The following is a 24,725-nucleotide window of genomic DNA, read 5'->3' on the forward strand; positions in this document are numbered from 1 at the left end:
GTCACTCGGTGATGCGCAGCCAGTTCACCGCCGAGCCGAACGGGCCGGCCAGCGGAGGCCCTTGGGTGACCCCGGAGACGTCCCGGCCGACCGCGAGCGTGTCGGCGAGCTGGAACAGCGGGATGGTCACGTTCTCCCGCCACAGTCGAGGTTCGAGACTGCCCAGCTCGCTGCGCAGCGAGCGCTCCCCCGTCAGCACGTCGTCCACCCTGGATTGCAGGTACTGGTCGCACCAGCCGGCGACGTTGCCCGGCTCGAAGTCGGCGTCGGTGTCGTCCGAGGTGTCCGCCTTCCGGCAGGAGAAGCGGGAGGCGAAGTCCGTGGCAGGATCCAGGCTCACCGCCCGCGGCCCGACCAGGACGTCGACGAACACCTCGTTGCCCGAGCCGTCGTCGATCGGCTCGGCGTCCGGGTCCGCCGGGTCCACCGCATACAGCTCACGCGGGTCCGGCTGCACCGCTTTGGCCTCGACGCCCGCCTCGGTCAGTTGCTCGGCGAGGCGCTCGGCGATCGATGCGTACGGCTCCTGCTCGCCGGGAGACGCCACCACCAGGCTCAGCGGTTCCCCGTCCGCGTCGGCCCAGCCCTCCGGGGTGAGCCGGTAGCCTGCCTGCCGCAGCAGCGACTCCGCGCGCTGCGGGTCGGGCTTGCCACGGTCGGCGGGCAACGTGGCTCGATAGGCGCGCTGCGAAGGGGCCAGGACCTGGGCGTCGGCGCGTAACTTCTCGGCCGGGCCACCACCGGTGCCGATCCGGATCAGCTCGTCACGGTCGATCAGTGCCGCGATCGCTTCCCGCACCTGCTCGTCGGCCAGCGGTTCGCGCACCGGGCGCAACGCGATCTCGGCCACCTGCGGGCGGTGCACGGTGTGCAGTTCGACCGCCTTGCCGAGCGCGCGCAGGTCGGCCATCCGGCCGGCATCGGTCGCGGTGAGCGAGAACTGCAGGTTGTTGTTCCGCAGCTCCTCGGCGGGCCCCTCGCTGTCCACCGCGCGCAGGATCAGCTGGTCCACCGCCGACGGCTTCTCCCAGTACCGCTCGTTGCGTTCGATCAGGATCTCGCCACGGCCGACGTCGATCGTCTTGATCGCATACGGCCCGCCGGAGGCGGGATAGCTGCTGATCATCGCCTCCTGCCATCCGCCAGGGATGTCCTTGAGCAGGTGCGACGGCAGCAGGTTCGCAAACAGCGACCGCCAGCCGGGAAAGCGCTTGGCGAAGGTCACCTCGACCCGTTTGCCGCCTTCCCTGGACTGCACGTCGGTGATCAGCCGGTAGCCGGCGGGCCCCACCGTGCCCGGCTGAGTGCGCATCTGGTCCGCCAGGTAGCGGAAGTCCTCCGCCGCGATCGGCGCCCCATCGGACCACGAGGCGTCCTGCCGCAGCGTGTACGCCACGGTGAACGGGTCCTCGTCGACGACCTCCACCGACCGCATCAGGGTCTTGTCCAGCTGGTACTTGCCGTCCGGACCCAGCCGGTAGACCGACGGCAGCAGCAGCTGGGCCAGCGCCGTCGTGGTGGTGGACATGTCGGCCAGCTGGTGCGGGTTGTACCCGCCGGCGATCGAGTCGACCCCGATGACGATCTGATCGGGCGTGCTGCTCGCGGTCGGGCTCGGCGGCACCGACGTCGGGGGCGGTGGCGGCGGTGGGGTGCTGGTGCAGCCCACCACAGCCAGCAGAACTGCACCCAGTGCGGCCCCCACTCGCCATGTCCGACGACGGCTCATCAACAGCTCCTCACTCGACCCTGTGCAGCGAACTTTGCCAGAGCGTTCGAGGGCGCGCCGCCGATTTGCGGGATACGGCACCGTGATCTCGGCCGGCAGCCGGAATTCCTGGCTCAGCCGACCGCGGCCGCGTCGCGGGACCGGGCCCGGGACCGCTCCTTCGCGCGGGTCGATGCCTCGAGGACGACTTTACGGACACGGATCGCCTTGGGGGTGACCTCGACGCACTCGTCGGCCGCGCAGAACTCCAGCGCCTCCTCCAGGCCCAGCTTGCGCGGGCGGTTCAGCCGCTCCAGCTCCTCGCCGGTGGACGAGCGCATGTTGGTGAGCTTCTTCTCCTTGGTGATGTTGATGTCCAGGTCCTCGGCGCGCGGGTTCTCCCCGACCACCATGCCTTCGTAGACCTCGGCGCCCGGCTCGACGAAGAACGTGCCGCGGTCGGCCAGCTGCAGCAGGGCGTACGTGGTCACCGTGCCGCTGCGGTCGGCGACCAGCGAGCCGGAGTGCCGGGTGCGCAGCTCGCCCACCCACGGGAAATAGCCCTCGAAGACGTGGTTGGCGATGCCGGTGCCGCGGGTCTCGGTCAGGAAGTCGGTGCGGAAACCGATCAGCCCGCGCGCCGGGACGACGTACTCCAGCCTGATCCGGCCGGTGCCGTGGCCGGACATGTGCTCCATCCGGCCCTTGCGCGCGGCCAGCAGCTGGGTGATCGCGCCCAGGTACTCCTCCGGTGCGTCGATGGTCAGCCGCTCGAACGGCTCGTGCAGCTTCCCGTCGATCATCTTGGTCACCACGTCGGGCTTGCCGACGGTCAGCTCGAACCCTTCCCGGCGCATCTGCTCGACCAGCACGGCCAGCGCCAGCTCGCCGCGGCCCTGCACCTCCCAGGTGTCCGGGCGATCGGTGGGCAGCACCCGCATGCTCACGTTGCCCACCAGCTCGCTGTCCAGCCGTGCCTTGACCAGCCGGGCGGTGAGCTTGTCCCCGCCGCCGCGGCCGGCCAGCGGCGACGTGTTCACCCCGATGGTCATCGAGATGGCCGGCTCGTCGACGGTGATCCGCGGAAGGGCCACCGGATGATCGACGTCGGCCAGCGTGTCGCCGATGGTGATCTCCGGGATGCCGGCGATCGCCACCAGATCCCCGGCTGCCGCCTCGGTGGCGGGCACCCGTTCCAGGCCCTTGGTGACCAGCAGTTCGGAGATCCGGACGTGCTGCACGCTGCCGTCCTCGCGCAGCCACGCGACCGTCTGGCCCTTGCGCAGCCTGCCGGAATGGATGCGGACCAGCGCGATCCGGCCGAGGAAGCTCGACGCGTCCAGGTTCGTCACCAGTGCCTGCAACGGCTCGTCCGGGTCGCCGGTCGGTGGCGGGATGTGGTCGAGCAGCGTCTCGAACAGCGGGTCCAGCGTGGCGTCGTCCGGCTGACCGCCGTCGGCGGGCTGGTTCAGCGATGCCCGCCCGGTGCGGGCACACGCGTAGATCACCGGGAGGTCCAGCACCGCGTCGTGGTCGACGTCCTCGATGTCGGCGGCCAGCTCCAGCAGCAGGTCCTGGGTCTGCTCGACGACCTCGGAGATGCGCGCGTCGGAGCGGTCCACCTTGTTGACCACCAGCACCACGGGCAGCTTGGCTTCCAGCGTCTTGCGCAGCACGAACCGGGTCTGCGGCAGCGGCCCCTCGCTGGCGTCTACCAGCAACAGCACCCCGTCGACCATGGCCAGGCCGCGTTCCACCTCACCGCCGAAGTCGGCGTGGCCTGGGGTGTCGATGACATTGATGGTCACGTCCCCGCGGGTGATCGCGGTGTTCTTGGCCAGGATGGTGATGCCTTTCTCCCGCTCCAGCTCGCCGGAGTCCAGCACCCTGTCCACCGGCTCGGCGTGGTCCCCGAAGGCGCCTGCCTGCTTGAGCATGGCGTCGACCAACGTGGTCTTGCCGTGGTCGACGTGCGCCACGATGGCCACGTTGCGCAGGTCGGTGCGGACGCGGGCTTTGCCTGCGGATGCGGACACGAGTCGGCTCCTCCACGGAGTTTTCGGGGTGCATCGGGACGCCACCGCGATCCGCACGCGGGAAACGCGCTGCTCCTGGCGGCCATTTCAGGATACTTGCCCGTCCGGTGTGGCCATCCGCACACCGCCTTTCCCGACACGCCACCTAGCCTGGGAAAGAGCGATTTCGGCAGCGAACGGACATTTCGGTGGGCAAGAAGGCCACGAAGGCCACGCAGGCGGCCACGGCGGATGCGATCAGGCAGCGGGCCAAGGCCAGGGTGCGCAAGCTGATCAAAAAGGGCAAGGTCAAAAAGAAGTGCTGCAAGTCCCAGCCGCGCTGCAAGAAATGCCCGGTGCGCGCGTTGAAAAAGACACAGAAGAAGCTGGCCCGCGCGGCCTGACTGCGGAGCCGGGTGAAGCGCGGCCTGACGCACCGGATGAAACAAGTTCCGGCGGGTGACACACGGCCCGGCCGGCGACCCACGACGACGACTGCCACCGCAACAGCCGGCACGCAGCCCGACGCGACAGCCGACACGCCGCCTGCCTGGTGGCCTGACGCGGCAGCCGACACACGATCCCGCGCGCCCCGCCCAACGACCCGCCACCGCAGCCCGACACCACGGCCGACACACAGCACCAGCGCGCCCCTGTCGACGACCTGCCGCGGCCCGATCGGCGCTCGACACAGCCCGACATGCACCCGCCCCGTACCCAAACACGGCAGCCGACACACGATCCCGCGCGCGCCCCGCCCAACGACCTGCCAGGCAACCCGACACCACGGCCGACACAGCCGAATCCGCAACCAGACACGGCAGCGGACACACAGCCCGGCGTGCCCCTGTCGCCGGCCTGTCACGCGGTCAGGAGCGCGCCCGGCCGAGGGCCGAAGCGCCGCGACGCCGCCTCAGTGCGCACTCAGTGCGCGGCCAGTGCCTCGTTCAGCTCGTTCAGTTCGCGCGCGGTCCGGGTGGCTTCGAACTCGATGACCTCGTAGTGCACCAGGTGGCGGTACGCCAGCGGATCGGTGGCCAGGATGGCGTCGAGCTTCCCCCGCGGCATCCGCCTGGCCAGGATCACCCCGCCGACGCGCGGCGTCCGCCAGCCGGAGAGCAGGAAGTCACCGGCCGCGTAATGCCGGGACAACCACTCGGCGTGGTCGGGAAGCACGAGGTCGATCTCTTCGATCGGCGCGGTGCAGGTGCTCAGTACGACGTACATGGTCGCCCCTCCTTCACCAGTGGTTGCGGGGCCCGACTACCACGGTAAGCCCGATCCGGCCGGATGCGACCGGTCGTCACCCGTCCAGCAGCGCTTGCAGGTCCGGCAGCACCGCGCGATCGGCGGGCAGCCAGTCCACCTCCGTCAGCTCGCGCGCCGACAGCCAGCGCAACGCGCGGTGCTGTAGCGCCTGCGGTTCCTGCCCGTCGGCCAGGTGCACCAGGAAGATGCGCAGGACCTTCCCGGCGGACAGCGGCAGGTCTGGCCCGATCCGTGCGCCGACGCCGACCTCGACCCCCAGTTCCTCGGCGAATTCCCGGCGGAGGGCCGCGGCCTCGTCCTCCCCCGGCTCGACCCTACCGCCGGGCAGCTCCCACTTGCCGGCGATCTCCGCCGGATGGGCGCGCTGCGCGGCGAGCAGCAGGCCGCGGCGCACCAGCGCGCCGCCCACCACCGTCACGTCGGTCATTCCGCCTCCATCGCACGCCAGGCCACCTGGAACCTGGCCCCGCCCTCGGGTGACTCCCCCACGGCGACACGGCCACCGCGCCGCCTGACCAGCTCGGCCACCAGCGCCAGGCCGAGACCGGCACCGCCGCTGTCCCTGGCTCGATCATCCGCCACCCGGTAGAAGCGGTCGAACACGCGTTGGCGATGTTCCGGAGCCACACCGGGGCCGTCGTCGTCGACGACGACACGCGCCACCGAGCGCGCCGTCAGCACGGACACCACCACCTGCGCACGTGCGTAGCGGACGGCGTTGCGCAGCAAGTTGTCCAGCACCAGCTCGACCTCGGCGTGATTGGCCTGTGCCCACACCTCGGGCGACGCCGCGTTGACCTTGACCACCGGCCCGTCCGCGGGAAGGCGGCCCACCGCGGCGCGGGCCTCGGTGACCAGCTCCACCGGGGTTGCCGGGGGAAGCTCACCGGCGTCCGAACGGGCCAGCGCCAGCAGGCCGTCCAGCAACGCCGACAGTCGCTCGGACTCGGCCAGCACGTCGCCGAGCACTTCCTGTGCCGTGTCCGGGTCCGGGTTGGCCACCGCCACCTCGGCCTGGACCCGGATGGACGCCACCGGCGAGCGCAGCTCGTGCGCCGCGTCGCCGGTGAACCGGCGGAGGCGATCTGCGGCCTGCTCCTGCCGGTCCAGCAGGTGGTTGAAGTCGCGCGCCAGCGCCTGCAGCTCGTCCCCGGTCCGCGGCACCGGCAACCGCTCCGACTCCGCCAGCCGCCGCACCGCCCGCCGCATCCGGCCGACCGGCCGCAACGCCGCCCCGACGGCCACCCACACCACGACGCCGGCGACCACCGCCGCGACGACCGCGGCCAGCAGCAAGCCGTTGGCACCACCGGCCAGCGCGGCGGTGAAGCCCACCAGGCCGGCCCCGGCCACCACCAGCCGCTGCGAGCCGTCCGGCGCGGTCGCCACGGTGCCCCGCCACCGCACCGGTGGGTTGCCCGCCGTCTGCACCGGCAGCCCTGCCTTGAGCTGACGCACCGCGGCGGCCGTCAACGGCCGGTCGCCGCGACCGTCCACCGGGTTCCCGGCGATGTCCAGCACGCGCACGGTGAGACCGGGTCGCTCGGCGGGTAGCTCGCCTGCGCGTACCACCCTGGCCGCCGGTTCCACCGTGTTCGCCAGGTCCTCGTCCAGCGAGTCCAGCAGCAACGACTCGAGCGACCGCCCGCCGAGCACGGCCAGCCCGAGCAGGCAGGCGGCGGTCACTGCCGTCGCCACCAGCGTGATGCGTCCGCGCAGCGTGCCGGTGAAGGGAAACCGGCGTCGGCGCCGAGCCGGGAGGGAGTCGACCGGGTGCATTCGCCGGTCCTGCATCAGACCGGCGGCAGGGCTTCGTCCAGCTGGTAACCGTGCCCCCGCACGGTGCGCACCAGCCCGTCCGCGCCCGCCGCCGCCAGCTTGCGCCGCACGTAGCCGACGTAGACCTCGACGTTGTTGCGCGTGGCCGCTTGTTCGTCACCCCAGATCTCGGCCAGCAGCTCGTCCTTGGTGACGACCGCGGGCGCCCGGCTGGCGAGCACCTCGAGCACGGCGTACTCGCGCGGGCTCAGCGGGACGGTGGTGCCGCCCCAGCGTGCGGTGCGGGCCGACCGGTCGACCTCCAGCCTGCCGATGCGCACCGTGCCGCGCATCGAACTCTCCGCCGCCCGCCGCAGCACGGCGCGCAGCTGCGCGAGCAGCACGACGAACGAGAAGGGTTTCACCACGTAGCCGTCCGCCCCCAGGTCCAGGCCGTCCGCCTGGTCGATCTCCCCGTCCTTGGCCGACACCAGCAGCACGGGTGTCCGCACCCCCTCGGCCCGCAGCTGCTGCAGCACGCGGTAGCCGCTCAGCCCGGGCAGCATGATGTCCAGCAGGACGGCGTCGAACGTCCCCGTGCGCGCGAACCGCAACGCGGTGGGCCCGTCGGCCGCGGTCACCACATCCATTCCCTCGGCACGCAGGCCCCGGTCGAGCGCCTTGCGCACCCCTGGTTCGTCGTCGACGACCAAAACGCGCGGTTGCATGTACCCACTATCCCCGAACCGGCAGACGAAGGCGCGCGGTCCTCTCAGCGCGGTCTCAGCTCCTCAGCCCGATCTCAGCCACCGGGGTGGAAGGTGGGTGGCAGGCCGGGAACACTGGTCGACGACGCAGGGAGAAGACATGCAACCACGAACGAAAGGGCTCGTCGCGGCGCTGACCGGGACGGCACTCGGCGTCGGGGGCCTGGTCATGCTGACCGTGCCCGCAGGCGCGGACGATGCGCCGGTGCTGCCCGAGATCAGCGCCCAGGAACTCGTCCGGACCGCGTTGCAGGCCGACCCGCCGGCGTTCGCCGGGAAGGTCGTGATGCAGCAGAACCTCGGTCTGCCGGTCCCGACCGGCGGCGACGGCTCGGGCGCCGCCAGCTTCGGCCTCGGGTTCGAATCCGCCCGGATCTTCCACGACGGCGACGAGGGCGTGCGCATCGCCATCCAGGACCTCAGCGCCGAGTTCACGCTGGTACGCAACGCCGACGAACTGTGGACCTACGACTCGGCGGAGAACACCGCCACCCGCCTGGACACCGACGACGTCGAGGCCGCCAGGGAGCAGGCAGGCAAGCCGGGCCCCCGGCGGATCCCCAGCAGGCAGCCTGCGGAGATGGCCGACCCGGCCAAGGTCGCCCAAGCCATCGTCGATCGGCTGTCCGAGACCAGCACGATCACGGTCGACGGCACGGCCATGGTGGCCGACCGCCCGGCCTACGAGCTGGTGCTGACCCCGAAGCCGACCGAGCGCACGGTGTTGCGCGAGGTGAAGGTGGCCGTCGACGCCGAGACCCGGCTGCCGCTGCGGTTCGAGGTGATGGGCAACGGGTCCACCGAGCCGATCTTCAGCCTCGGTTTCACGGAGTTCACCGTCGGCGCACAACCCGAGCGGCTGTTCGAGTTCACCCCGCCGAAGGACGCGAAGATCGTCGACGCGCAGAAGGCGCTGAAGGAACGCGCGGACATGGCCCCGTCGCCGCAGGAGCAGGAAGCCATGCAGCGCTTCGGCAGCGCGCTCGACGTCGTCGGTGACGGCTGGGACACCGTGCTGACCGGCAAGGTCCCCCAGGACGTGCCGGCGGAGCGAGCCCACCCGGACGGGGAGTCGGACCGGTGGGACGGCGACGCTGAATCGCCGCAGGACCTGCTGGACGGCTACGGCAAGCGGATCACCGGCGCGTTCGGTGCCGGCTACGTGATCACCAGCAATGCAGGTTCGGCGCTGATCACCGACGACGGCCGGTTCGCCGTCGGCGCGGTCCCGGTGCAGGTCCTCGAGCAAGCACTGGCGAAGTGAGGACGAGCATGACACGTGACGAACTCGCCCGGACGGTCCCCGCGCCTGCCACGGCGGGCGCGGGGGCTCGCCCCGTGGTGGCGCGGACCAAAGGGGTGCGCAAGGTCTACCGCAGCACGATCGCCGTGGACGGGGTCGACCTGGAAGTGCCGGAAGGTGCCGTGGTCGGCATGCTCGGCCCGAACGGCTCGGGGAAGACGACGACGATCCGCATGCTGCTCGGCCTGGTACGGCCCACCGAGGGAGAGGTCGAGCTGTTCGGCCAGCCCATGCCGGAGTCCGCGGAGTCGACCCTGCCGCACGTGGGCGCGCTCGTCGAAGGCCCGGGCTTCCACCCGTTCTTGAGCGGAAGGGACAACTTGCTCCGGTTCGCCGCCGCCGAACCGTTGCTGCCCTCGGCCAAGATCACCGCGGCGGTGACGAACGCGCTCGAGCTGGTCGGGCTGACCGCCGCGGCCGACCGTCGCTACCGCGGCTACTCGCTGGGCATGAAGCAGCGGCTGGGACTGGCCGCGGCGCTGCTGGTGCCACGCAAGCTGGTCGTGCTCGACGAGCCGACCAACGGCCTGGACCCGGCAGGTACCAGGGAGGTCCGCAGGATCATCGCGGAACTGCACGCCAGGGGCACGACGGTGCTGGTGTCGTCCCACCTGCTGTCCGAGGTCGAGGCCACCTGCACGCACGTGATCGTGCTCAGCAAGGGCACCGTGGTGGCGCAGGGCGAGCTCAGCGAGCTGCTGGAAGCCGGCAACCCGACGCTCGAGGTGGTCACGCCGGACGCCACCCAGGCGGTCGAGGCGCTGCGCGCCAACCGCATTCCGGCCCGGCTGGCGCCGGACGGGATCCTGGTCGACCTGGTGACCACGCCTGCGCCGCGGGTGATCGAAACGCTGGTGCAAGCCGGGGTGTCGGTGTACGAGGCGCGCCGGAAGCGCACCGGCCTGGAGGACCTGTTCGCCCGGCTGACCGAGACGCAGTCCGACGACCTGCCCACCGATCTGCACCTGAACGACGTCGACCACGTGGGGGTGGCGTGATGACGGCCATTGCCTGGGACGAAACCCCGGAGGTCACCGATCGCCGCCACCGGGCTCCGCTGTCGCGGCTGGTGCTGGCCGAGGTGCGGTGGATCTTCCGCAGGCCGCGCACGCTGGTGGTGCTGGCGCTGCTGGCGATCTTCCCCCCGATCATCGGCATCTCGATCGTCCTGGCAGGTCCTGGCGAGGCCAGCGGCGAGGCGCCGTTGTTCGTCGCGGCCGCCACCAGCGCGCTGTCCATACCGCTGGGATCGTTCATGATGCTGATGAGTCTCTTCCTGCCGTTGGCGGTGGCCATGGCGGGAGCGGACGCGATCGCCGGTGAGCAGTCGGTCGGCGCACTGCGCGGATGGCTGGTCGCCCCGGTCTCGCGCGGGCGCCTGCTGGCCGTCAAGGTGTTCGGAGTGCTCGCGGTGGCGCTGGTGGCCGCCGGCCTGGTGGCGCTCACCGGGTTGACCACCGGTCTGATCCTCAACGGCATGGACGGCATCATCACGCTGTCCGGCACCACGCTGGGCTTCGCCGACGCGCTCGGCCGCATCGGCCTGGCCGTGGCGTGGGTGACCCTGCAGCTGCTCGCGGTCGGCGCGGTGGCGCTGGCGATCTCCACCACGACCGAGCATCCGATGCTGGTGGTGGCCCTGGTGCTCGGCGGGCTGATCGTGTCGCAGGTGCTCAGCGTGTTCGACTCGCTCAGCTGGTTGCACCCGTTCCTGCTGCCCGAAGGCTGGGTGGCCGCGATGCCGCAGCTGATGCGCGATCCGGTCAGCCTCGACCTGCTCGGCGAAGGTGCGTTGCGTGCGGCTTGCTACGTCGTCATCGGGTTGTCGCTGGCCTACGCCAGGATCGTCACGCGGGACGGCTGACCCCGGTCAGCCGCCCATCACCTGCTGCCATCGCGCCAGGACCTGCTTCCGGCCCGCGTCCGCCGCGCGGGCCGGAAGCGCGCCCGGCTCCTCCGGAGCGGGAACCTTGTCCGCCCACTCCTCCGGCAGCTCGACGCCCATCCGCACCGGATAGGTCCCGTACGCCTCCGGCACCGCCTGCTGGAACTGCTGGGTGAGCAGGAAGTCGACCAGTTTGCCCGCCCGCTCGTCGCTGTCCGCGCTGGCCAGCACCGCGGCGTAACGGACCTGCTCGTGGCAGGTGTCCTCCAGCACCGACGTCCGCCCGCCTTCGTCGCCGGACAATTGCCCAGGCAGCGTCGCCGACGCGATGACCAGCGGGTGTTCCCCTTTGCCGCCCGTGGCGGTGTACTGCTGGCGGACGTCGGCGTCAGTGGGCAGCACGGTCACCCCGTTGTTCTTCAGCCGCTTCCAGTAGCGCTGCCAGCCGCCGCGGCCCTGCTGGGCGATCGAGCCCAGCAGGTAGGTCATGCCGTGCTGGGACGTCTTCGGGTCCGGCATGGCCAGCAGGCCACGATAGGCCGGGTCGGCCAGATCCTCGGCGCTCTCCGGTGGCGGCACGTCGTGCTCGGTGAACCAGGTTTCGTCGACGTTCACGCACACCACGAGCCGGTCGATCGCGGAAAGCCGCTGCTGCTCGTCCACCGAGAACCGCTGCTGGCCGCGATTGGCCTCCGGGCTGGTGTAGGGCGTGAGCACGTCGTCCCGCAAGGCCTGCTGGACGGTCGAGGTGTCCAGGCCGAGCACCACGTCACCGGCGGTGATCTTGCCGAGCGCCTCGACCAGCTCCGTCGGGGTGTCCCCGATGGTGCGGTGCTCCAGCTGCAGTTCGGTCTGCCGTTCGAACGCCGCGTGCAGCTCCTGCGGGATGGTCCAGGACGAATCGGTGACCAGGGTGACGGTGCGTTGCTCTTCCGGCCGCTGAGGCTCGTCGGTGCCGCATCCGGCCGCGACCATGCCAAGCGTCAACAGCAGCGCGGGGACCTTCGCGCGCCGAACTCGGTTGATCACGTTCCCTCCCGTAGCCCGGGCAAGCCTACCGATCGGCTGGCACGATGGAGCACATGGCGGAGGAATCCACAGCCAGGTCACCCGAGCTGCTCACCGACGACCAGATCAGCGAGGATCTGACGCGCAGGCCGCATTGGCGCGCGGAAGGCAACGCGCTGCGTCGGACCGTGGAGCTGCCGTCGTTTGCGGATGCCATCGAGGCGGTCGGCAGAGTCGGCGCGATCGCCGAGGAGCTGGATCATCACCCGGACATCGACATCCGGTGGCGCACGCTGCACTTCTCGCTGAGCACGCATTCGGCGGGCGGCATCACGGCCAAGGACATGCAGCTGGCGGACAAGATCGACGACGTGCTCGCCGGGTACTGAGGCAGTGTCGCGTCTCGTGGTCGTCTCGTCTCCGGCCACACGGTCGGCGACGGCGCAGGTCTGTTGCCTGGCGTGGCTGGCCGCGCCTGCAGCGCTGCGGAACGCGGCTGCGCCGGCGGTCAGCCGCGACGGTCCTTGCGCTGGCGCGCGTCTTCCTCCCGCACTTCTGCGGTGCGCAGCGCATCTTCGGCTTCCGCGACGACCTCGAGCGCTTGCATCTCGCGAGGCTGATCGATTTCCTCGCGGATGATCCGCTCGAACTTCTCGCGGGTTTTCCTGAAAAGTCTTATCCGGGCCAACAACTCATCCACATCGCCGCATCTCGCCGGAACGAACGCGTCCCGGTACCCGTCAGTCTACCCGCGAAAAGCCATTTCACTCGCGCTGAGTGACTGTTCGAGTACGCGAATGGCCTTGGGGCCGACCCCGTGCAGGGCGAGCAGTTCCGCCCTGGAATGCTCGGCGACCTGGGCCAGCGTGCGGATTCCGGCCGCGAGCAGCGCCCGCCTGGCCGGCGCCGGGATGGTGCGCGGCAAGTCGCTTCCGGCGACGTCGCCGGCGTAGGCAGCGTCCAGCGCGGCGACCAACTTCCTGGGCGCCTGATGCCGCCATGCCTGCCGGACCAGCTCGTTCAGCTGCTGCCCGTTGATCTTCGCGAGCGGGATCTTCAGGCCGATCGTCCTGTCCGCCCGGACGATCGGCTCACCGCCCACCCGCAGGCGCGTCTCGGCCACCTGCTCCGGCGACAGACGCAGCTGCACTTGCCCGTCGGAGGTGACCGAGACGAAGCCGCGGCCGTGCACCAGGAAGGACTGCAGCCCGAAGTGATTGCCTTCCTCGACTTCGGGGAGCGCCAGCGCGGCCTTGCGCAGCTGCGTCATCGACGTCATGAGCAGAGTTTAAGCGCGCGACCTACGGTGCGGGCCTTCGCGAGAACGCGGCACCGGATTTTGCCAGGAGCCCGCCCGATTTCCGCGTGATCGACGGCCATCCGGTCGATCAGCTGCCGAGTCCGGTACTGCGCAGCCTGAAGTCCACTTCGGCCATCAACTCGGTCACCCGGCGTCGTCCCGGAGACGGCGGCGGGTATCGGCGAAGCACGCCGACCACCGCGGGCGTTGCCCTGCTGCACGCTAGCTCGATCGCCTTCTCGGCCGCCACGGCATCCGCTTCGATTTCCGCGATCCGTGCCGCGTTGGCGGCGGCACGCAGGATGTGGGCGACTTGGTGCTCCTTGGAAATCGGATGCAGGTAGGCGGCCGAGGCGGCATCCCCGGCGGCTTGCGCGGCCAGGCGGGCGGGTTCGTCGGGCGCTGCGCCGGCCGCGCGATGGGCGTCCATCGAGGCCACGCGCAGCCGTTTGGAGCGAGGCGCCCCGTCGACGAAGTCCCAGGCCGCTGCCACGGCAGCGCGCGGCCGGTGGTCGCCGGGTTGCGCCCGTTCGAAGACCGGCAGGAGGTCTTCCGCCGTCTGGGCGACGAACCGCACAACGGCGCGCAGCTCGTCATGGCTGAGTTCGAAGTCGGCGGTCACAAGGCGTTTCTAGCCCGCGCGGATGGTCATCCGCGACAGCCGGTCACCGTCGATGTCGAAAACGAACATCGAGCGCCCGTTGGCGTAGCTGGAGCGCCAGTCGCCGACGACCGTGACGGTGTCCTGGGCCGCGTCGACTTCCTCCACGGTGAGGGTGCCGCGCGCACCGATGAATTCCTTGTCGCTCCAGGCTTTGATCTCGTCGCGCCCGGTGAAGACCCGGCCCCAATCGTCCACCGCCCCGCGGTCGGTGAACGCGTTCAGAAAGGCTTCCTCGTCGTGAGCGTTGACCGCGTCGATGAACGAGGCCACCGGCTCCGGGACGGTCGGCATGGCGTCCTCCTCGGAGTGTGTCGGCCGGTCGTCCGCCAGCCCGGCGGACAGGTGACTGCACGATCGACGGCGACGATGCGGTCTGCTGGACTCGTGGACGGGCCCGGCATCGGGTTCCGGTAGCAGCATGAACCACACCGGAGGGCCCGGCAACCGGAGCGCGAGCTGGTCAGTCGCGCTGTCCCAGCGCCGCTGCCAGCACCTTCTCCGAGTGCGTCCACAGCAGCGCACCCCCGGCGTCGGGAACGATCTGGCGGACCGCGTCCGGGATCCGGTCGGCCAGCGTCCGGCCGTGATCCGGGGAATGCGAGCGGTCCCGGGCGCCGAACAAGATCGTCACCGGACAGCGGACGTCACCCAGCCGGAGCGGCCAGGGTTGCATGGCGATGAGCGTGTCCCGGACGTAGCCGGCTCCGTCGTTGGCGAAGCCCTCAGCCAACGAGCGGCGATACAGCGGCAGGAACGTCTCGCTGGTGTAGAACCGGCGGTCGGCTTCGTCCGAGGACGACAGCACCATCTCGGCCATGGCGTCCGCCGTGAAGGCGCCCAGGATGCGCGCCGCTTCGTCCGGATCGTCCGCGGCGAGTTGCGCCAAACGCGCCGCATCCTCGGGCACCTGCGCCTGGACGTCCGGGTGCGCGACTTCGTCGGCGGGTGAGACCAGCACGAGCCGGGAGACCCAGCCCGCGGCGGCCGCGGCCAGCCCGAAGACGCTGCCCTGCGAGTTGGCCACCACCGGCAGCGTGACGCCCGCTCCGAGGACTCCCGTCACGAAGGCTCGGTAGTCCGCTGCCGTCGATGCCAGCGTTCGCTCCGGATGCACGTCGGAACCGCCCATGCCGGGACGGTCCATGGTGAGCAGGCGGACGTGCGCACGGTCCAGCATCTGCTCGCCGAACCGCATGCTCTTGCCGGTGCCCGCGCCGGCGACGAACAGCACCGGGTTCCCGTCCACCGGACCGAACGACTTCCCGGTCAAGGCCCGGCCATCCGCCGTCCGCACGACCAGGTCCGACCCGCCCGGCTGCTGACTGAGTGAACTCACTCGGCCCGCCCTGCCTCAGACGTTGAACCGGAACTCCACCACGTCGCCGTCGGCCATGACGTAGTCCTTGCCTTCCATACGGACCTTGCCCGCGGCGCGTGCGGCGGCCATGGATCCGGCCTCGATCAAGTCGTCGTAGGAGACGACCTCGGCCTTGATGAAGCCGCGCTCGAAGTCGGTGTGGATCACGCCTGCGGCCTGCGGCGCCGTCGCCCCCTGCGGGATGGTCCACGCGCGGGCCTCCTTCGGCCCCGCGGTCAGGAACGTCTGCAGGCCGAGCGTGCGGAACCCGGCGCGGGCCAGCGCGTGCAGGCCGGGCTCCTGCTGGCCGATCGACGCCAGCAGTTCCCGCACGTCGTCCGGGTCGTCCAGCTCCAGCAGCTCGGCCTCGACCTTGGCGTCCAGGAACACCGCCTCGGCCGGGGCGACCATCTCGGCCAGCTCCTTGCGCTTGGCCTCGTCGGTCAGCACCGACTCGTCGCTGTTGAACACGTACAGGAACGGCTTGGCGGTCAGCAGCGACAGCTGCCGCAGCGCGTCCAGGTCGACCTCGGACTTCGCGGAGAACAGCGTGCGGCCGCTGTCCAGGATCTCCTTGGCCTTCTGCACGTTCTCCAGCGCGGGGCGGGCTTCCTTGCGGGTGCGCGCCTCCTTCTCCATGCGCGGCAGCGCCTTCTCCAGCGTCTGCAGGTCGGCGAGGATCAGCTCGGTGTTGATCGTCTCCAAGTCGTCCGCCGGGCCGACCTGGCCCTCGACGTGCGCCACATCCGGGTCGTCGAACGCCCGGACGACCTGGCAGATCGCGTTCGCCTCCCGGATGTGGGCCAGGAACTTGTTGCCCAGCCCGGCGCCCTCGGACGCCCCCTTGACGATCCCCGCGATGTCGACGAACGACACCGTGGCGGGCACCGTCCGGGCGGAGTCGAACATCTCCGCCAGCTTGTCCAGCCGCTCGTCCGGCAGCGGCACCACACCGACGTTCGGCTCGATGGTGGCGAACGGGTAGTTCGCGGCCAGCACGTCGTTGCGGGTCAGGGCGTTGAACAGGGTGGACTTGCCGACGTTGGGCAGTCCGACGATGCCGAGGGTCAGACTCACGCCATCCGAGTCTACGGAGCACTCCCCCGTTCGCGCTGGCCGGGCCGACGCGGCTGGTCACGGCCGTCCTCAGGCGGCGGCAGCAGCTCCAGAGCCTGCCACTGGCGTACCGGTCGGCCGCCCGGGCCTGGTCCGGGTAGCGACGCGGCCCTGCCTTCGCCGGGACCTGCGGTGCGGGCCTAGCGGCGGGTTTCCTGCACCACCCACGCCAGGTACTCGGCCGAGCCGCCCTCGACCGGGGTCGCGATGATCTCCGGAACGTCGTAGGTGTGCTTCTGCTTCAGATGCTCGGTCAGGTCGGCGGCCCGGTCGGCGGCCGTTTTGATCTCGACGCGCCATTCCTGGTCCGTCCTGACCTCGCCCTCCCAGCGGTAGACGCTGGTGATGGGCACGATCTGTGCGCAGGCACCCAGCTTCGCCTCGATCACGCTCGCGGCCAGCTGACGCGCTCGGTCCTCGCTGTCCGTGGTGGTTGCCACGACGACGTGTTCGGCCATGTGTCGAGGGTACCGAGCGACCCCCACTCGGCCCTGGGCCCGCACGCCCCGCCATCATGTCCGATTTCCGCCAGTGCTGCCGCGTCGCCGGTGGCAGGATCGGCTCCATGACAGCCACCGCGAAAGCCGTCCGGTCCGCCATCTGGCGGGACTTCGACGCGTGCTACCGCGCCGTTGCCGCTCGGGATGCTCGCTTCGACGGCCAGTTCATCACTGCGGTGTCGACGACCCGGATCTACTGCCGCCCGTCCTGCCCGGCCGTCACGCCGAAGCCGGAGAACGTGCGCTTCTATCCGACCGCGGCCGCAGCGCAGGCGGCGGGTTACCGGGCCTGCCGACGGTGCCTGCCCGATGCGGTGCCCGGCTCCCCGGAATGGAACGTGCGCGCCGACCTGGCGGCCCGGGCCATGCGGCTGATCGCCGACGGGGTGGTGGAGCGCGAGGGCGTGCCGGGCCTGGCGCGCCGGCTGGGATATTCGGAGCGGCAGCTGAACCGCGCCCTGACCGCCGAGCTCGGCGCGGGACCGCTGGCGCTGGCTCGTGCGCATCGGGCTCATGCCGCCCGGCTGCTGATCGAGCTGACCGACCTGCCGTTCGGCGATGCGGCGTTCGCCGCCGGATTCTCCAGCATCCGCCAGTTCAACGACACCGTGCGCGAGGTGTTCGGCTGCACGCCGACGCAGCTGCGCGCTCGCCGCAAGCACCCCACCCCCGCTTCGTCGCACGGTGGGCGTGTCGAGCTGAACCTGCGCCTGCCGTTCCGCGAGCCGTTCGACGCCGCCGGCGTCTTCGAGTTCTTGGCCGCTCGCGCGGTTCCTGGCGTGGAGACCGCACACGAGGACGGCTACGGGCGGACCCTGCGCCTGCCCCATGGCACCGCGACCGCGTGGCTGTGGCCGCCGAAGGGTCCGTCGTCGCGCCACGTCCACTGCCTGCTGCGGCTGTCCGACATGCGCGATCTCAGCAGCGCGGTCTCCCGGCTGCGCCGCCTGCTGGATCTCGATGCCGACCCCGCAGCGATCGACGGCGTGCTCGCCGCCGAGCCTGCACTGGTCACCGGCGTCGCCGGCACACCAGGCATCCGGGTGCCCGGCGCCGTCGACGGGCCCGAGCTGCTGATCCGCGCGTTGCTCGGCCAACAGGTCAGCGTGGCGGCGGCACGGACCGCGGCCGGGCGCCTGGCGGCTGCCCTCGGTGACCGGCTCCCGGCCGCCGACGGCGAGCTGACCACGCTCTTCCCCACCCCGGAATCCATCGCCGAGCACGGCCTGGAAGTACTTGCGGGCCCACGACGCCGAATCGAGGCCATCGTCGACGCCGCGGACGCCATCGCTGCCGGAAAGCTCGACGTGCACATCGGTCGAGACCCGGACGAGCTGCGGGCCGAGCTGCTGGACCTGCCCGGTGTCGGGCCGTGGACCGCGGACTACGTGGTGATGCGAGTACTCGCCGCACCTGACGTGCTCCTCGTCGGCGACGTGGCCCTGCGCCAGGGCGCCGCCGCGCTCGGACTCCCCACCGACCCCGCCGACCTGAGCCGACGACTCGACGCCGTGCGGCCATGGCGCTCGTACGCCGGCATGCACCTCTGGCGCGCCGCGCCGAAGAAGACCTCCAGGAAAGGACGACCATGACCGCCACTTGGTCCACTGTGGACACTCCGATCGGGCCGTTCACCGCGATCGCGGCCGACGACGGCGCCGTGCTGGCCTCCGGCTGGACCGCGGGACCGGACACCCTGACCCCGTTGATCGCGGCGACGCTGCGCCCCGCCGGGCTGCGCAGGCTGCCCGACCTCGGGCCGATCACCCGCGCCGTGCAGCGATTCCACGACGGCGACCTCGCCGCCATCGACGACATTCCGGTGCGGCAGCGCTCCGGGGAATTCCTCACCCATGCCTGGGACGTCCTCCGTAAGGTGCCACCGGGCCAGCCAGTCACCTACAGCGAGTACGCGGCGCTGGCCGGACGCCCCTCGGCGGTGCGGGCAGCCGCCTCCGCCTGTGCCCGCAACGCTGCCGCCCTGTTCGTGCCTTGCCACCGGGTGGTGCGCATCGGCGGCGCGCTCGGCGGTTTCCGCTGGGGGCTCGACGTCAAGCGCTGGCTGCTGGCCCACGAAGCAGAGGCGGCCCGCTGAGCGGCCTCACACCTGCATGTGGAGCGTCGACCCGGTGCGCCCCTTGCGCACGAACAACTTGGTCGGAATCCGCTGCCGCATCTCCTCGACGTGGGACACCAGCCCGACGACCCGGCCGCCGGCGCGCAGCCCGTCCAAGGTGTCCATCACGACATCCAGCGTCTCGGCGTCGAGGGTGCCGAAGCCTTCGTCGATGAACAACGTGTCCAGCTGCACGCCACCGGCCTCCGCCGAGACGACGTCGGCCAACCCGAGCGCCAGCGCCAGCGATGCCAGGAACGACTCCCCACCGGAAAGGGTCTTCGTCGAGCGGACGGTGCCGGAGTAGTCGTCCAGCACGTCGAGCCCCAACCCGCCCCTGGTGCCGCGGGCGCCCGCCGCGTCGCTGTGGACGAACGCATAGCGGCCTTGGCTCATCACCCGCAGGCGGGCGGTGGCCGCGACCGCCACCTCCTCCAGCCTGGCCGCGAGCACGTACGAGCGCAGCGACATGCGTTTGGTGTTCTGGCCGCGGCCATTGAGCACGTCGGTCAACGCGTCCAGCTCGGCGAACTCCGCCTCCAGCGGCGCCAACCGGGCGCTGCGCTCCTGCAGCCGCTCGCCGAGTTCTTCCAGTTGCTCGACCCGGTCTTTTGCGGACTGCTCGGTCACCAGCGCCGCGTCCGCGGCCTTCCGGGCCTGCTCTGCTTCTGCCTTTGCGCCCGCGACGTCGACCTGCATGTCCGGCTCGATGCCCGCGAGTTTCGGATCGGCCAGGATGTCGCGCGCGCTGCGCTCCTGGACCTCGGCGTCGGTCACCTCCGCGTCAAGCCGCGCGATCACCTCCGGCTCGCGAGCCGCGGCCAGCGCGGCGTCGACCGACGGGAAGCCTGCCGAGCGCGCTGCCTCCGCCACGGTGGCCCGTTGCTCGGCCACGCGGGCTTGGCAGCTCGCCACGGTTGTCCTGGCGTCGGCAAGCACCTCGCACGCTTTCGCCCGGTCGAGCAGCGACAACCGGCGCTGCTCGACGGACGGGAACTCGCCGCGGGCGTCGGCCAGCCTCCGCTCCGCTTCGGCGATGGCCTCCCGCAGGCTGCGCGCTTCGGCCTGGGCGGCTGCCCGGGCCTGCTCGGCACCGGCCCGTGCCGTGGTGAGCTGGTCGATGCGCTCCTGGGTGCCGGCCACGGCGGCTTCCAGCTCTTCTGCTCGGGCAGCCGCCTTCTCCAGCCCGGCCAGCTCGCGCTCCGCCTCGGCCACCTCGTGCTGCAGCGTTTCCGCGGTACGGCCACGCAAGCGCGCTCGGAGTTCGGCGACCGCTGCCTGCGCTTCGTGCTTGGCTTGCTCAGCCTCGCTCCGCAGCCGGTGAGCGTCGTCCTCCGCCTCGACTGCCGCCCGGACGGCGTCTTCGCTGACCGCGCCTTCGCCTGCCCGGGTGGGTGCCGGGTGCTCCGTCGAGCCGCAGACCGGACACGGATCTCCGGCGGAGAGCTGTCCGGCCAGCTCGGCGGCCATGCCCGCCAGCCGCCGGTCGTACAGCCGCTGGCGTTCCTCCCTGGCGTTCTGGTGGGTATCGATCGCTTCGCGCAGGCGTTCCTCGGCCTGCTCGAGGGCCCGCTGCAGCTCCGGCAACCGCTGAGCGAGGGCCAGCGCCTCGCTCAGCTCCTGATGCACCGTGCGCGCGTGTTCCAGCTTCGTGGCCGCGGCCTGTGCCGCTGCCAGCTGCCCGCGCAACCCCTCCAGCCGGGCAGGCAGGCCGTGCAGCTCGGCGTCGACGTCGGCGATGCGACGCTCGGCGTCCTGTGCTTGCTCCGTGACCCGATCGAGGCGCTGCTGCCGCTCCCGCTGCCTGCTGGCTTCCTCGATCGCCCCGGCCAACTGGCCCGCCTGCTCCCGCAGCGCCCCGGCCCTGGCGCGCAGCTGCGCGGCCGGCTTGTCCGCGTCTGCTTCGTCCACCGCGTCGGCCGCCGCCGCCTCCGCGCGCAGGGCCTTGGCCAGCTCGTCCTGAGCCCGCTGCCACTCGCGATGCGCGGCCCGCACCGATTCCGCCCGGCGGGCTTGCGCCAGCTCGTCGCGGGCGCGCTGCAGTTCGTCCGCGCGCGCCCGAAGCTGCTCCAGTTTCGCGGTGTGCGTGGCGACGAGCTGGACACGGTCACGCAAGTCGCGCCGCTCGGCCAGTGTCGCTTCGGCCTGCTTGCTCGCCTGGAACGCCGCGGCGGCCTGCTTGGCGGCCAGCTCGTAGTCCTCGATCGCCCGTTGCGTGGTCTGCTTCGCCCACTCCAGGATGCCGGTCTCCGGCGGCTCCTGCCCGGCCGCTTGGGCGAACCGCGCGACCCACTCCCGGAAATCGGCCCGCGCCAGGTCAAGCTCCGCGCGGCGCTGCCGCCGATGCTCGACGAACCAGTCCTGCACCGCTTCGAAACGGTGCGTGCCGAACAGCTTGTCCAGCAATCGCTCCCGCTCGGCCGTGTCGGCGCGCAGGAACGTCGCGAACTCGCCCTGCGGCAGCAGCACCACCTGGAAGAACTGGTCCGCAGTCATGCCGAGCAGCCGCTGCACGGTGCGGGCCACCTCGTCGATCCGGGTCACCGGGTCCCCGTTGTGCCAGCCGGGCGGATCGCCGACCCAGGTCAGTGACGCCTTGGCCGGTTGCTTCGTGGTTCCTTCTCCGCGCTTCTTGGGCCGCTCGTACTCCGGGAAACGCTCGATGCGCATCCGGTGCGAGCCCACCGTCAGCTCCAGGGCGACGCGCGTCGGCGTGGCCGGATCGGCTTGGTCGCAGCGCAGCCGCTTGACCTCCCCGCGTGCCCCGGGCACCACGCCGAACAGCGCGAACGAGATGGCGTCCAGCAAAGTGGTCTTGCCCGCACCGGTGTGCCCGCAGAGCAGGAACAAGCCGTCCGCGCCGAGCGCGTCGAAGTCCACCGACTCGGTCCGCGGGAACGGGCCGAACGCGGTCAGTTCGAGCCGGTGCAGCCTCACGAGCCGACACCTGCCGACACGGGTGCTCCCTCCTCACGACGTCCTTCCCGTTCCGGATGGCTCGCCCGCAACGCGCGCTCCAGCAGCGCCCGCTCGGACGGCCTCGGGCCCGCGCCCCGGCAATCGGCCAGGAAACGCTCCACGATCTCGGCGTCCTTCCTGCCCCGCACGGCCTCGGCATACCGCAACGCGTGGCTCGTCCCGCCTCCTTGCGGCTGCCAGTCCAGGTACACCGCATAGGGGAAGCGCTCGCGCAGCCTGCGCATGGCATCGAGCGGGCGCACCCGATCGGTCAGCGTCACCGCCAGGTAGCAGTCCCGGACGTCCTCGTGCGCCGGGTCGGCCAGGATCTGCTCCAGCTCGCCGGTGATCGTGGCCAGCGCCCGCGGCACGGGCAGCTCCAGGCGCTGGACCCGCTCGAGCCCGCCCGGCCCGAGATCGACCAGCCAGGCGGACTTGCGGTGGGCGGCCTCGGAGAACGAGTACGGCAGCAGGCTTCCCGAGTACCGCATGCGCTCGGTGAGCGTCTGCGGGCCGTGCAGGTGCCCGAGCGCGACGTAGTCGGGTCCGTCGAAGACCGCGCCACCGACCTGCTCGACCCCACCGACCGCGATCGAGCGCTCGGAATCGGATCCGGTGCCGCCGGTGACGAAGGCGTGCGCCATCACCACCGACCGGCTGCCGCGCCGCTCGCGATCGGCGTTGACCCGACGCATCGCTTCCGTGAGCACGCCGGTGTGCCCCTTGGCCTCGATCCCCATCGCCTGGCGGGCGGGCTCCGGTTCCAGGTAGGGGATGCCGTAGATCGCCACCTGGCCGTGCTCGTCGGACAGCACGACCGGGTCGTCGATGGTGTCGATGCTGGTCCGCAGGTGCAGGCCGCCCGCGGCGAGAAAGTCCGCGAAAGCACCGAGCCGCATGGCCGAGTCGTGGTTGCCCGAGGTCACCACGATCTGCGCGCCCGCTTCCCTGATGCGCGCCAGGCCGCGGGTGGCGACCTGAACCGTCTCGGCGGACGGCACCGCGCGGTCGTAGACGTCCCCGGAAACCAGCACGACGTCGACGCGCTCGGACCGCACCACGTCGGCCAGATGCGCCAACACGGCCTGTTGATCGGCAAGCAGATCGGCGCCGTGAAATGTCCGTCCCAGATGCCAGTCCGACGTGTGCAGCAGCCTCACGCCGACCGACTCTATGTTCGAACGCCGACGCCGTTGCGCAGACTCGCCGCGCGCTCGGTGAGCTCGTCGCGCCACCCGTCCGGGGGTAGGGGCAGGCGGCGGTGTCGCCGGTGATTTGTCGGTGATCTCTGCCAAAGTTGCGTCCATGGCGACAGTGCTCACAACGGCCGCGGTGGCCATCGCCGTGGCGCTGGCCATCGGCATGGTCATGCTGTGGCGGCTCTACACCGACAGTCAGCGCAGGGCGGACGAGGCAGCGCGCGAGCTGGCCAACGAGCGCAGGCGGGTGGACGAGCAGCAGACCGCACTGCGCCGGTACGAAGTGGCGTTCGCCTCCATCCACGGCCGTGGCGAGCTCGGTGAGCGAGTCCTGGTGGAAACGGCGAAGGCGCTCGGCCTCCGGGAAGGGCTGCACTACACGCTGCAGGCGGACGTGGCCGGCGGCGGCGCCGTCAAGCCGGACATGCTGCTGCACGTCGGCGGCGGCCGCAGCGTCCCGGTCGACGCGAAAGCCAGCATGGCCTGCTGGGCCGAAGCGGTGGAGACCGACGACGAGGCGGAACGGGCCGAGGCGCTGCGGGTGCACGTGCGCAACCTGCGGGCCCGCGCCGCCGAGTTGTCCAGCCGCGGCTACGAGCGCTACGCGGACGCCATCTACGGCACGATCATGTTCGTCCCGTCCGACGCGGCGGTGGTCGCGGCCATGGACACCGAACCGGAACTGCTCCGCTGGCTGCTGAACCGGCGGGTGTTCATGTGCGGGCCGACCGGGTTCGCCGTGCTGGCTTCGGCCGCCCTGTTCGCCAGCACCGAGCGAGCACTCGCCGACGACGTCGAGCGGGTCCGGGCCGCGGCGTCCGGGGCGCATCGCGCCGCGGGCAACGCCATCGAGGCGGTGAACCTTTCCAGCACCCACCTGCAGCGATTCCTGTCCGCGCGGCGGCGGGAACTGGACGCGCTGGAGGCGTTCCGGCGCACCGTGCAGCCGCTCAGCGAGGCCTCCGGTTCCACGACCGCTCTGTCCGATGTGCGAAGAGACGACGGGGAGCCGTTGTCGGCCTAGGTCTTCACGAACGCGTAACGCGTTCACGCTACCGTTGGCGAGTGCCTACCAGGACCGAACGCGAGGACGAACGCGCGCCGAGCGACGCCGACGTGGCGTCGTGGGACGAGCGTCCGATCCTGGGTCAGTCCCGCGGTCTGCCGTGGTGGAGCGCCATCCTGCTGGCGATCGGCGTCACCGCGCTCGGGGTGGCGGCCGACGGGCAGTTGAGCGACAAACCGCCGACGCTGATCACGCAGGCGGCCTACTTCGTCGGCTGTGTTGCCGCGGTGTGCTGGGTGCGCCGCCGCAACCTGTTCGGCCCGATCGTGCAGCCGCCGTTGGTACTGACCCTCGTGCTGCTCGGTGGCGAGATCGCCACCAACGGCATGCCCGAGAAGCTGGGCATGAAGGAGCTCCTGTTCGACTACGGCGTCCCGGTCATCAACACGTTCCCGGCCATGGCGCTGACCAGCGGGGCGACGCTGCTGATCGGCATCTTCCGGTTGCTGCGCGAGCGCGACCCCCAGCGGCGCGAGCGCGGCTCCGGCAAGGCCGATCCGGACGGCAAGCGTGGCTCGGCCGATGCCGACGACGAGGACGAACCGCGGCCCCGTTCCGCTCGCGCTCGTTCCTCGGCGGACGAGCGCCGCCCGTCTGCCGACGACCGTCGTCCCGGCCGGGGTGACGACGCGGCGCGCGGCGCTGCCGGTGTGACAGGCAGGCCCGGTAGCCGCGAGCGGAGCACCCCGCCAGCACGGCCCGCGGACCCGCGCCGCCGCGAGCCGGCAGCGCCGAA

25 protein-coding genes are annotated in these 24,725 nt (G+C 71.3%); 9 read left to right on the forward strand and 16 right to left on the reverse strand.

Annotated elements, in window-relative coordinates; all coding sequences use genetic code 11:
* Window position 1 precedes the first annotated feature (1 nt).
* Entirely contained in the window at window positions 2-1,729 is a 1,728-nt protein-coding gene (locus CXP56_RS01610; RefSeq protein ID WP_286899324.1) for an ABC transporter family substrate-binding protein, read from the reverse strand.
* 113 nt (window positions 1,730-1,842) lie between these two features.
* The gene (gene typA / locus CXP56_RS01615) at window positions 1,843-3,744 is read right to left on the reverse strand and encodes a translational GTPase TypA (RefSeq protein ID WP_028847668.1); all 1,902 of its coding nucleotides are present in this window, start codon (window positions 3,742-3,744) and stop codon (window positions 1,843-1,845) included.
* Window positions 3,745-3,932: 188 nt separating this feature from the next.
* Between typA and CXP56_RS01620 the strand changes: the two genes are divergently transcribed.
* Entirely contained in the window at window positions 3,933-4,127 is a 195-nt protein-coding gene (locus CXP56_RS01620) for a hypothetical protein (RefSeq protein ID WP_038045012.1), read from the forward strand.
* A 520-nt stretch (window positions 4,128-4,647) separates the two neighbouring features.
* On the opposite strand, the gene CXP56_RS01625 is transcribed toward CXP56_RS01620, so the two are convergent.
* The 4 genes from CXP56_RS01625 to CXP56_RS01640 all read right to left on the reverse strand — a co-directional run bounded on the left by CXP56_RS01625 (window position 4,648) and on the right by CXP56_RS01640 (window position 7,478).
* Window positions 4,648-4,950: a YciI family protein gene (locus CXP56_RS01625; RefSeq protein WP_028847667.1), complete on the reverse strand. Its 303-nt coding sequence runs from the start codon at window positions 4,948-4,950 to the stop codon at window positions 4,648-4,650.
* 76 nt (window positions 4,951-5,026) lie between these two features.
* Window positions 5,027-5,419 carry a (deoxy)nucleoside triphosphate pyrophosphohydrolase gene (locus CXP56_RS01630; RefSeq protein WP_028847666.1) on the reverse strand — a complete coding sequence of 131 codons (393 nt, stop codon included), beginning with the start codon at window positions 5,417-5,419 and terminating at the stop codon, window positions 5,027-5,029.
* Window positions 5,416-6,771 (reverse strand): sensor histidine kinase, encoded by a 1,356-nt coding sequence (locus CXP56_RS01635; protein ID WP_051310250.1) that lies wholly within the window; start codon window positions 6,769-6,771, stop codon window positions 5,416-5,418. Before CXP56_RS01635 ends, CXP56_RS01630 begins: the two co-directional genes overlap by 4 nt.
* Before the next feature lie 14 nt (window positions 6,772-6,785).
* Entirely contained in the window at window positions 6,786-7,478 is a 693-nt protein-coding gene (locus tag CXP56_RS01640) for a response regulator transcription factor (RefSeq protein WP_286899329.1), read from the reverse strand.
* 139 nt (window positions 7,479-7,617) lie between these two features.
* On the opposite strand from CXP56_RS01640, the gene CXP56_RS01645 reads away from it, so the two are divergent.
* From CXP56_RS01645 to CXP56_RS01655, 3 genes are read left to right on the forward strand one after another with little or no spacing between them, the layout of a single operon-like run.
* Entirely contained in the window at window positions 7,618-8,781 is a 1,164-nt protein-coding gene (locus tag CXP56_RS01645) for a LolA family protein (RefSeq protein WP_028847663.1), read from the forward strand.
* 8 nt (window positions 8,782-8,789) lie between these two features.
* On the forward strand, window positions 8,790-9,818 hold the full coding sequence (locus CXP56_RS01650) for an ABC transporter ATP-binding protein (protein WP_286899333.1): 1,029 nt from the start codon (window positions 8,790-8,792) through the stop codon (window positions 9,816-9,818).
* A complete protein-coding gene (locus CXP56_RS01655; RefSeq protein ID WP_286899335.1) occupies window positions 9,818-10,684 on the forward strand; it encodes an ABC transporter permease in 867 nt (288 codons plus the stop codon). Before CXP56_RS01650 ends, CXP56_RS01655 begins: the two co-directional genes overlap by 1 nt.
* A gap of 6 nt (window positions 10,685-10,690) precedes the next feature.
* On the opposite strand, the gene CXP56_RS01660 is transcribed toward CXP56_RS01655, so the two are convergent.
* Window positions 10,691-11,734: a thiamine ABC transporter substrate-binding protein gene (locus CXP56_RS01660; protein ID WP_028847661.1), complete on the reverse strand. Its 1,044-nt coding sequence runs from the start codon at window positions 11,732-11,734 to the stop codon at window positions 10,691-10,693.
* A 53-nt stretch (window positions 11,735-11,787) separates the two neighbouring features.
* On the opposite strand from CXP56_RS01660, the gene CXP56_RS01665 reads away from it, so the two are divergent.
* Window positions 11,788-12,102, forward strand: coding sequence for a 4a-hydroxytetrahydrobiopterin dehydratase (locus CXP56_RS01665; protein ID WP_028847660.1), 315 nt, complete (start codon window positions 11,788-11,790; stop codon window positions 12,100-12,102).
* A gap of 119 nt (window positions 12,103-12,221) precedes the next feature.
* Here CXP56_RS01665 and CXP56_RS01670 read toward each other — a convergent pair whose 3' ends face one another.
* The 7 genes from CXP56_RS01670 to cutA all read right to left on the reverse strand — a co-directional run bounded on the left by CXP56_RS01670 (window position 12,222) and on the right by cutA (window position 16,608).
* Window positions 12,222-12,413, reverse strand: a complete 192-nt coding sequence (locus tag CXP56_RS01670) for a hypothetical protein (protein ID WP_028847659.1) — start codon at window positions 12,411-12,413, stop codon at window positions 12,222-12,224.
* Window positions 12,414-12,458: 45 nt separating this feature from the next.
* The gene (locus CXP56_RS01675; protein ID WP_028847658.1) at window positions 12,459-12,992 is read right to left on the reverse strand and encodes an MmcQ/YjbR family DNA-binding protein; all 534 of its coding nucleotides are present in this window, start codon (window positions 12,990-12,992) and stop codon (window positions 12,459-12,461) included.
* Between the two features lie 109 nt (window positions 12,993-13,101).
* Window positions 13,102-13,635, reverse strand: coding sequence for a putative immunity protein (locus CXP56_RS01680; RefSeq protein ID WP_028847657.1), 534 nt, complete (start codon window positions 13,633-13,635; stop codon window positions 13,102-13,104).
* Window positions 13,636-13,644: 9 nt separating this feature from the next.
* A complete protein-coding gene (locus CXP56_RS01685) occupies window positions 13,645-13,968 on the reverse strand; it encodes a nuclear transport factor 2 family protein (protein ID WP_028847656.1) in 324 nt (107 codons plus the stop codon).
* A 169-nt stretch (window positions 13,969-14,137) separates the two neighbouring features.
* Complete coding sequence (locus CXP56_RS01690; protein ID WP_038045011.1) at window positions 14,138-15,013, reverse strand: alpha/beta fold hydrolase; 876 nt, start codon at window positions 15,011-15,013, stop codon at window positions 14,138-14,140.
* A gap of 15 nt (window positions 15,014-15,028) precedes the next feature.
* Window positions 15,029-16,111: a redox-regulated ATPase YchF gene (gene ychF, locus CXP56_RS01695; protein WP_028847654.1), complete on the reverse strand. Its 1,083-nt coding sequence runs from the start codon at window positions 16,109-16,111 to the stop codon at window positions 15,029-15,031.
* Window positions 16,112-16,290: 179 nt separating this feature from the next.
* Complete coding sequence (gene cutA, locus CXP56_RS01700; protein WP_028847653.1) at window positions 16,291-16,608, reverse strand: divalent-cation tolerance protein CutA; 318 nt, start codon at window positions 16,606-16,608, stop codon at window positions 16,291-16,293.
* A gap of 107 nt (window positions 16,609-16,715) precedes the next feature.
* Here cutA and CXP56_RS01705 point away from each other — a divergent pair, with 107 nt between their 5' ends.
* Together CXP56_RS01705 and CXP56_RS01710 are read left to right on the forward strand one after the other, a co-directional pair.
* A complete protein-coding gene (locus CXP56_RS01705; protein ID WP_028847652.1) occupies window positions 16,716-18,242 on the forward strand; it encodes a DNA-3-methyladenine glycosylase 2 family protein in 1,527 nt (508 codons plus the stop codon).
* Window positions 18,239-18,745, forward strand: coding sequence for a methylated-DNA--[protein]-cysteine S-methyltransferase (locus CXP56_RS01710; RefSeq protein WP_286899343.1), 507 nt, complete (start codon window positions 18,239-18,241; stop codon window positions 18,743-18,745). The genes CXP56_RS01705 and CXP56_RS01710 overlap by 4 nt, the downstream gene beginning before the upstream one ends.
* 6 nt (window positions 18,746-18,751) lie before the next feature.
* On the opposite strand, the gene CXP56_RS01715 is transcribed toward CXP56_RS01710, so the two are convergent.
* Both CXP56_RS01715 and CXP56_RS01720 read right to left on the reverse strand, forming a co-directional pair.
* Complete coding sequence (locus CXP56_RS01715; protein WP_286899344.1) at window positions 18,752-21,703, reverse strand: AAA family ATPase; 2,952 nt, start codon at window positions 21,701-21,703, stop codon at window positions 18,752-18,754.
* A complete protein-coding gene (locus CXP56_RS01720) occupies window positions 21,700-22,884 on the reverse strand; it encodes an exonuclease SbcCD subunit D (protein ID WP_286899347.1) in 1,185 nt (394 codons plus the stop codon). Before CXP56_RS01720 ends, CXP56_RS01715 begins: the two co-directional genes overlap by 4 nt.
* 145 nt (window positions 22,885-23,029) lie before the next feature.
* Here CXP56_RS01720 and CXP56_RS01725 point away from each other — a divergent pair, with 145 nt between their 5' ends.
* The gene (locus tag CXP56_RS01725; protein ID WP_028847649.1) at window positions 23,030-23,947 is read left to right on the forward strand and encodes a DNA recombination protein RmuC; all 918 of its coding nucleotides are present in this window, start codon (window positions 23,030-23,032) and stop codon (window positions 23,945-23,947) included.
* 41 nt (window positions 23,948-23,988) lie between these two features.
* Window positions 23,989-24,725: DUF6542 domain-containing protein (locus CXP56_RS01730; protein WP_286899348.1), on the forward strand; the 737-nt coding region annotated here is incomplete at its 3' end.

The sequence above is a fragment of the Thermocrispum sp. genome, assembly GCF_002919275.1.
In the GTDB taxonomy this organism is placed as follows: domain Bacteria; phylum Actinomycetota; class Actinomycetes; order Mycobacteriales; family Pseudonocardiaceae; genus Thermocrispum; species Thermocrispum agreste.

Excerpts from the sequence above, each read along its gene's own strand:
- CXP56_RS01610 (WP_286899324.1), bottom strand. The coding sequence starts at position 1,729 with ATGAGCCGTCGTCGGACATGGCGAGTGGGGGCCGCACTGGGTGCAGTT.
- CXP56_RS01625 (WP_028847667.1), bottom strand. The coding sequence starts at position 4,950 with ATGTACGTCGTACTGAGCACCTGCACCGCGCCGATCGAAGAGATCGAC.
- CXP56_RS01630 (WP_028847666.1), bottom strand. The coding sequence starts at position 5,419 with ATGACCGACGTGACGGTGGTGGGCGGCGCGCTGGTGCGCCGCGGCCTG.
- CXP56_RS01635 (WP_051310250.1), bottom strand. The coding sequence starts at position 6,771 with ATGCACCCGGTCGACTCCCTCCCGGCTCGGCGCCGACGCCGGTTTCCC.
- CXP56_RS01640 (WP_286899329.1), bottom strand. The coding sequence starts at position 7,478 with ATGCAACCGCGCGTTTTGGTCGTCGACGACGAACCAGGGGTGCGCAAG.
- CXP56_RS01645 (WP_028847663.1), top strand. The coding sequence starts at position 7,618 with ATGCAACCACGAACGAAAGGGCTCGTCGCGGCGCTGACCGGGACGGCA.
- CXP56_RS01650 (WP_286899333.1), top strand. The coding sequence starts at position 8,790 with ATGACACGTGACGAACTCGCCCGGACGGTCCCCGCGCCTGCCACGGCG.
- CXP56_RS01655 (WP_286899335.1), top strand. The coding sequence starts at position 9,818 with ATGACGGCCATTGCCTGGGACGAAACCCCGGAGGTCACCGATCGCCGC.
- CXP56_RS01665 (WP_028847660.1), top strand. The coding sequence starts at position 11,788 with ATGGCGGAGGAATCCACAGCCAGGTCACCCGAGCTGCTCACCGACGAC.
- CXP56_RS01675 (WP_028847658.1), bottom strand. The coding sequence starts at position 12,992 with ATGACGTCGATGACGCAGCTGCGCAAGGCCGCGCTGGCGCTCCCCGAA.
- CXP56_RS01685 (WP_028847656.1), bottom strand. The coding sequence starts at position 13,968 with ATGCCGACCGTCCCGGAGCCGGTGGCCTCGTTCATCGACGCGGTCAAC.
- cutA (WP_028847653.1), bottom strand. The coding sequence starts at position 16,608 with ATGGCCGAACACGTCGTCGTGGCAACCACCACGGACAGCGAGGACCGA.
- CXP56_RS01705 (WP_028847652.1), top strand. The coding sequence starts at position 16,716 with ATGACAGCCACCGCGAAAGCCGTCCGGTCCGCCATCTGGCGGGACTTC.
- CXP56_RS01710 (WP_286899343.1), top strand. The coding sequence starts at position 18,239 with ATGACCGCCACTTGGTCCACTGTGGACACTCCGATCGGGCCGTTCACC.
- CXP56_RS01725 (WP_028847649.1), top strand. The coding sequence starts at position 23,030 with ATGGCGACAGTGCTCACAACGGCCGCGGTGGCCATCGCCGTGGCGCTG.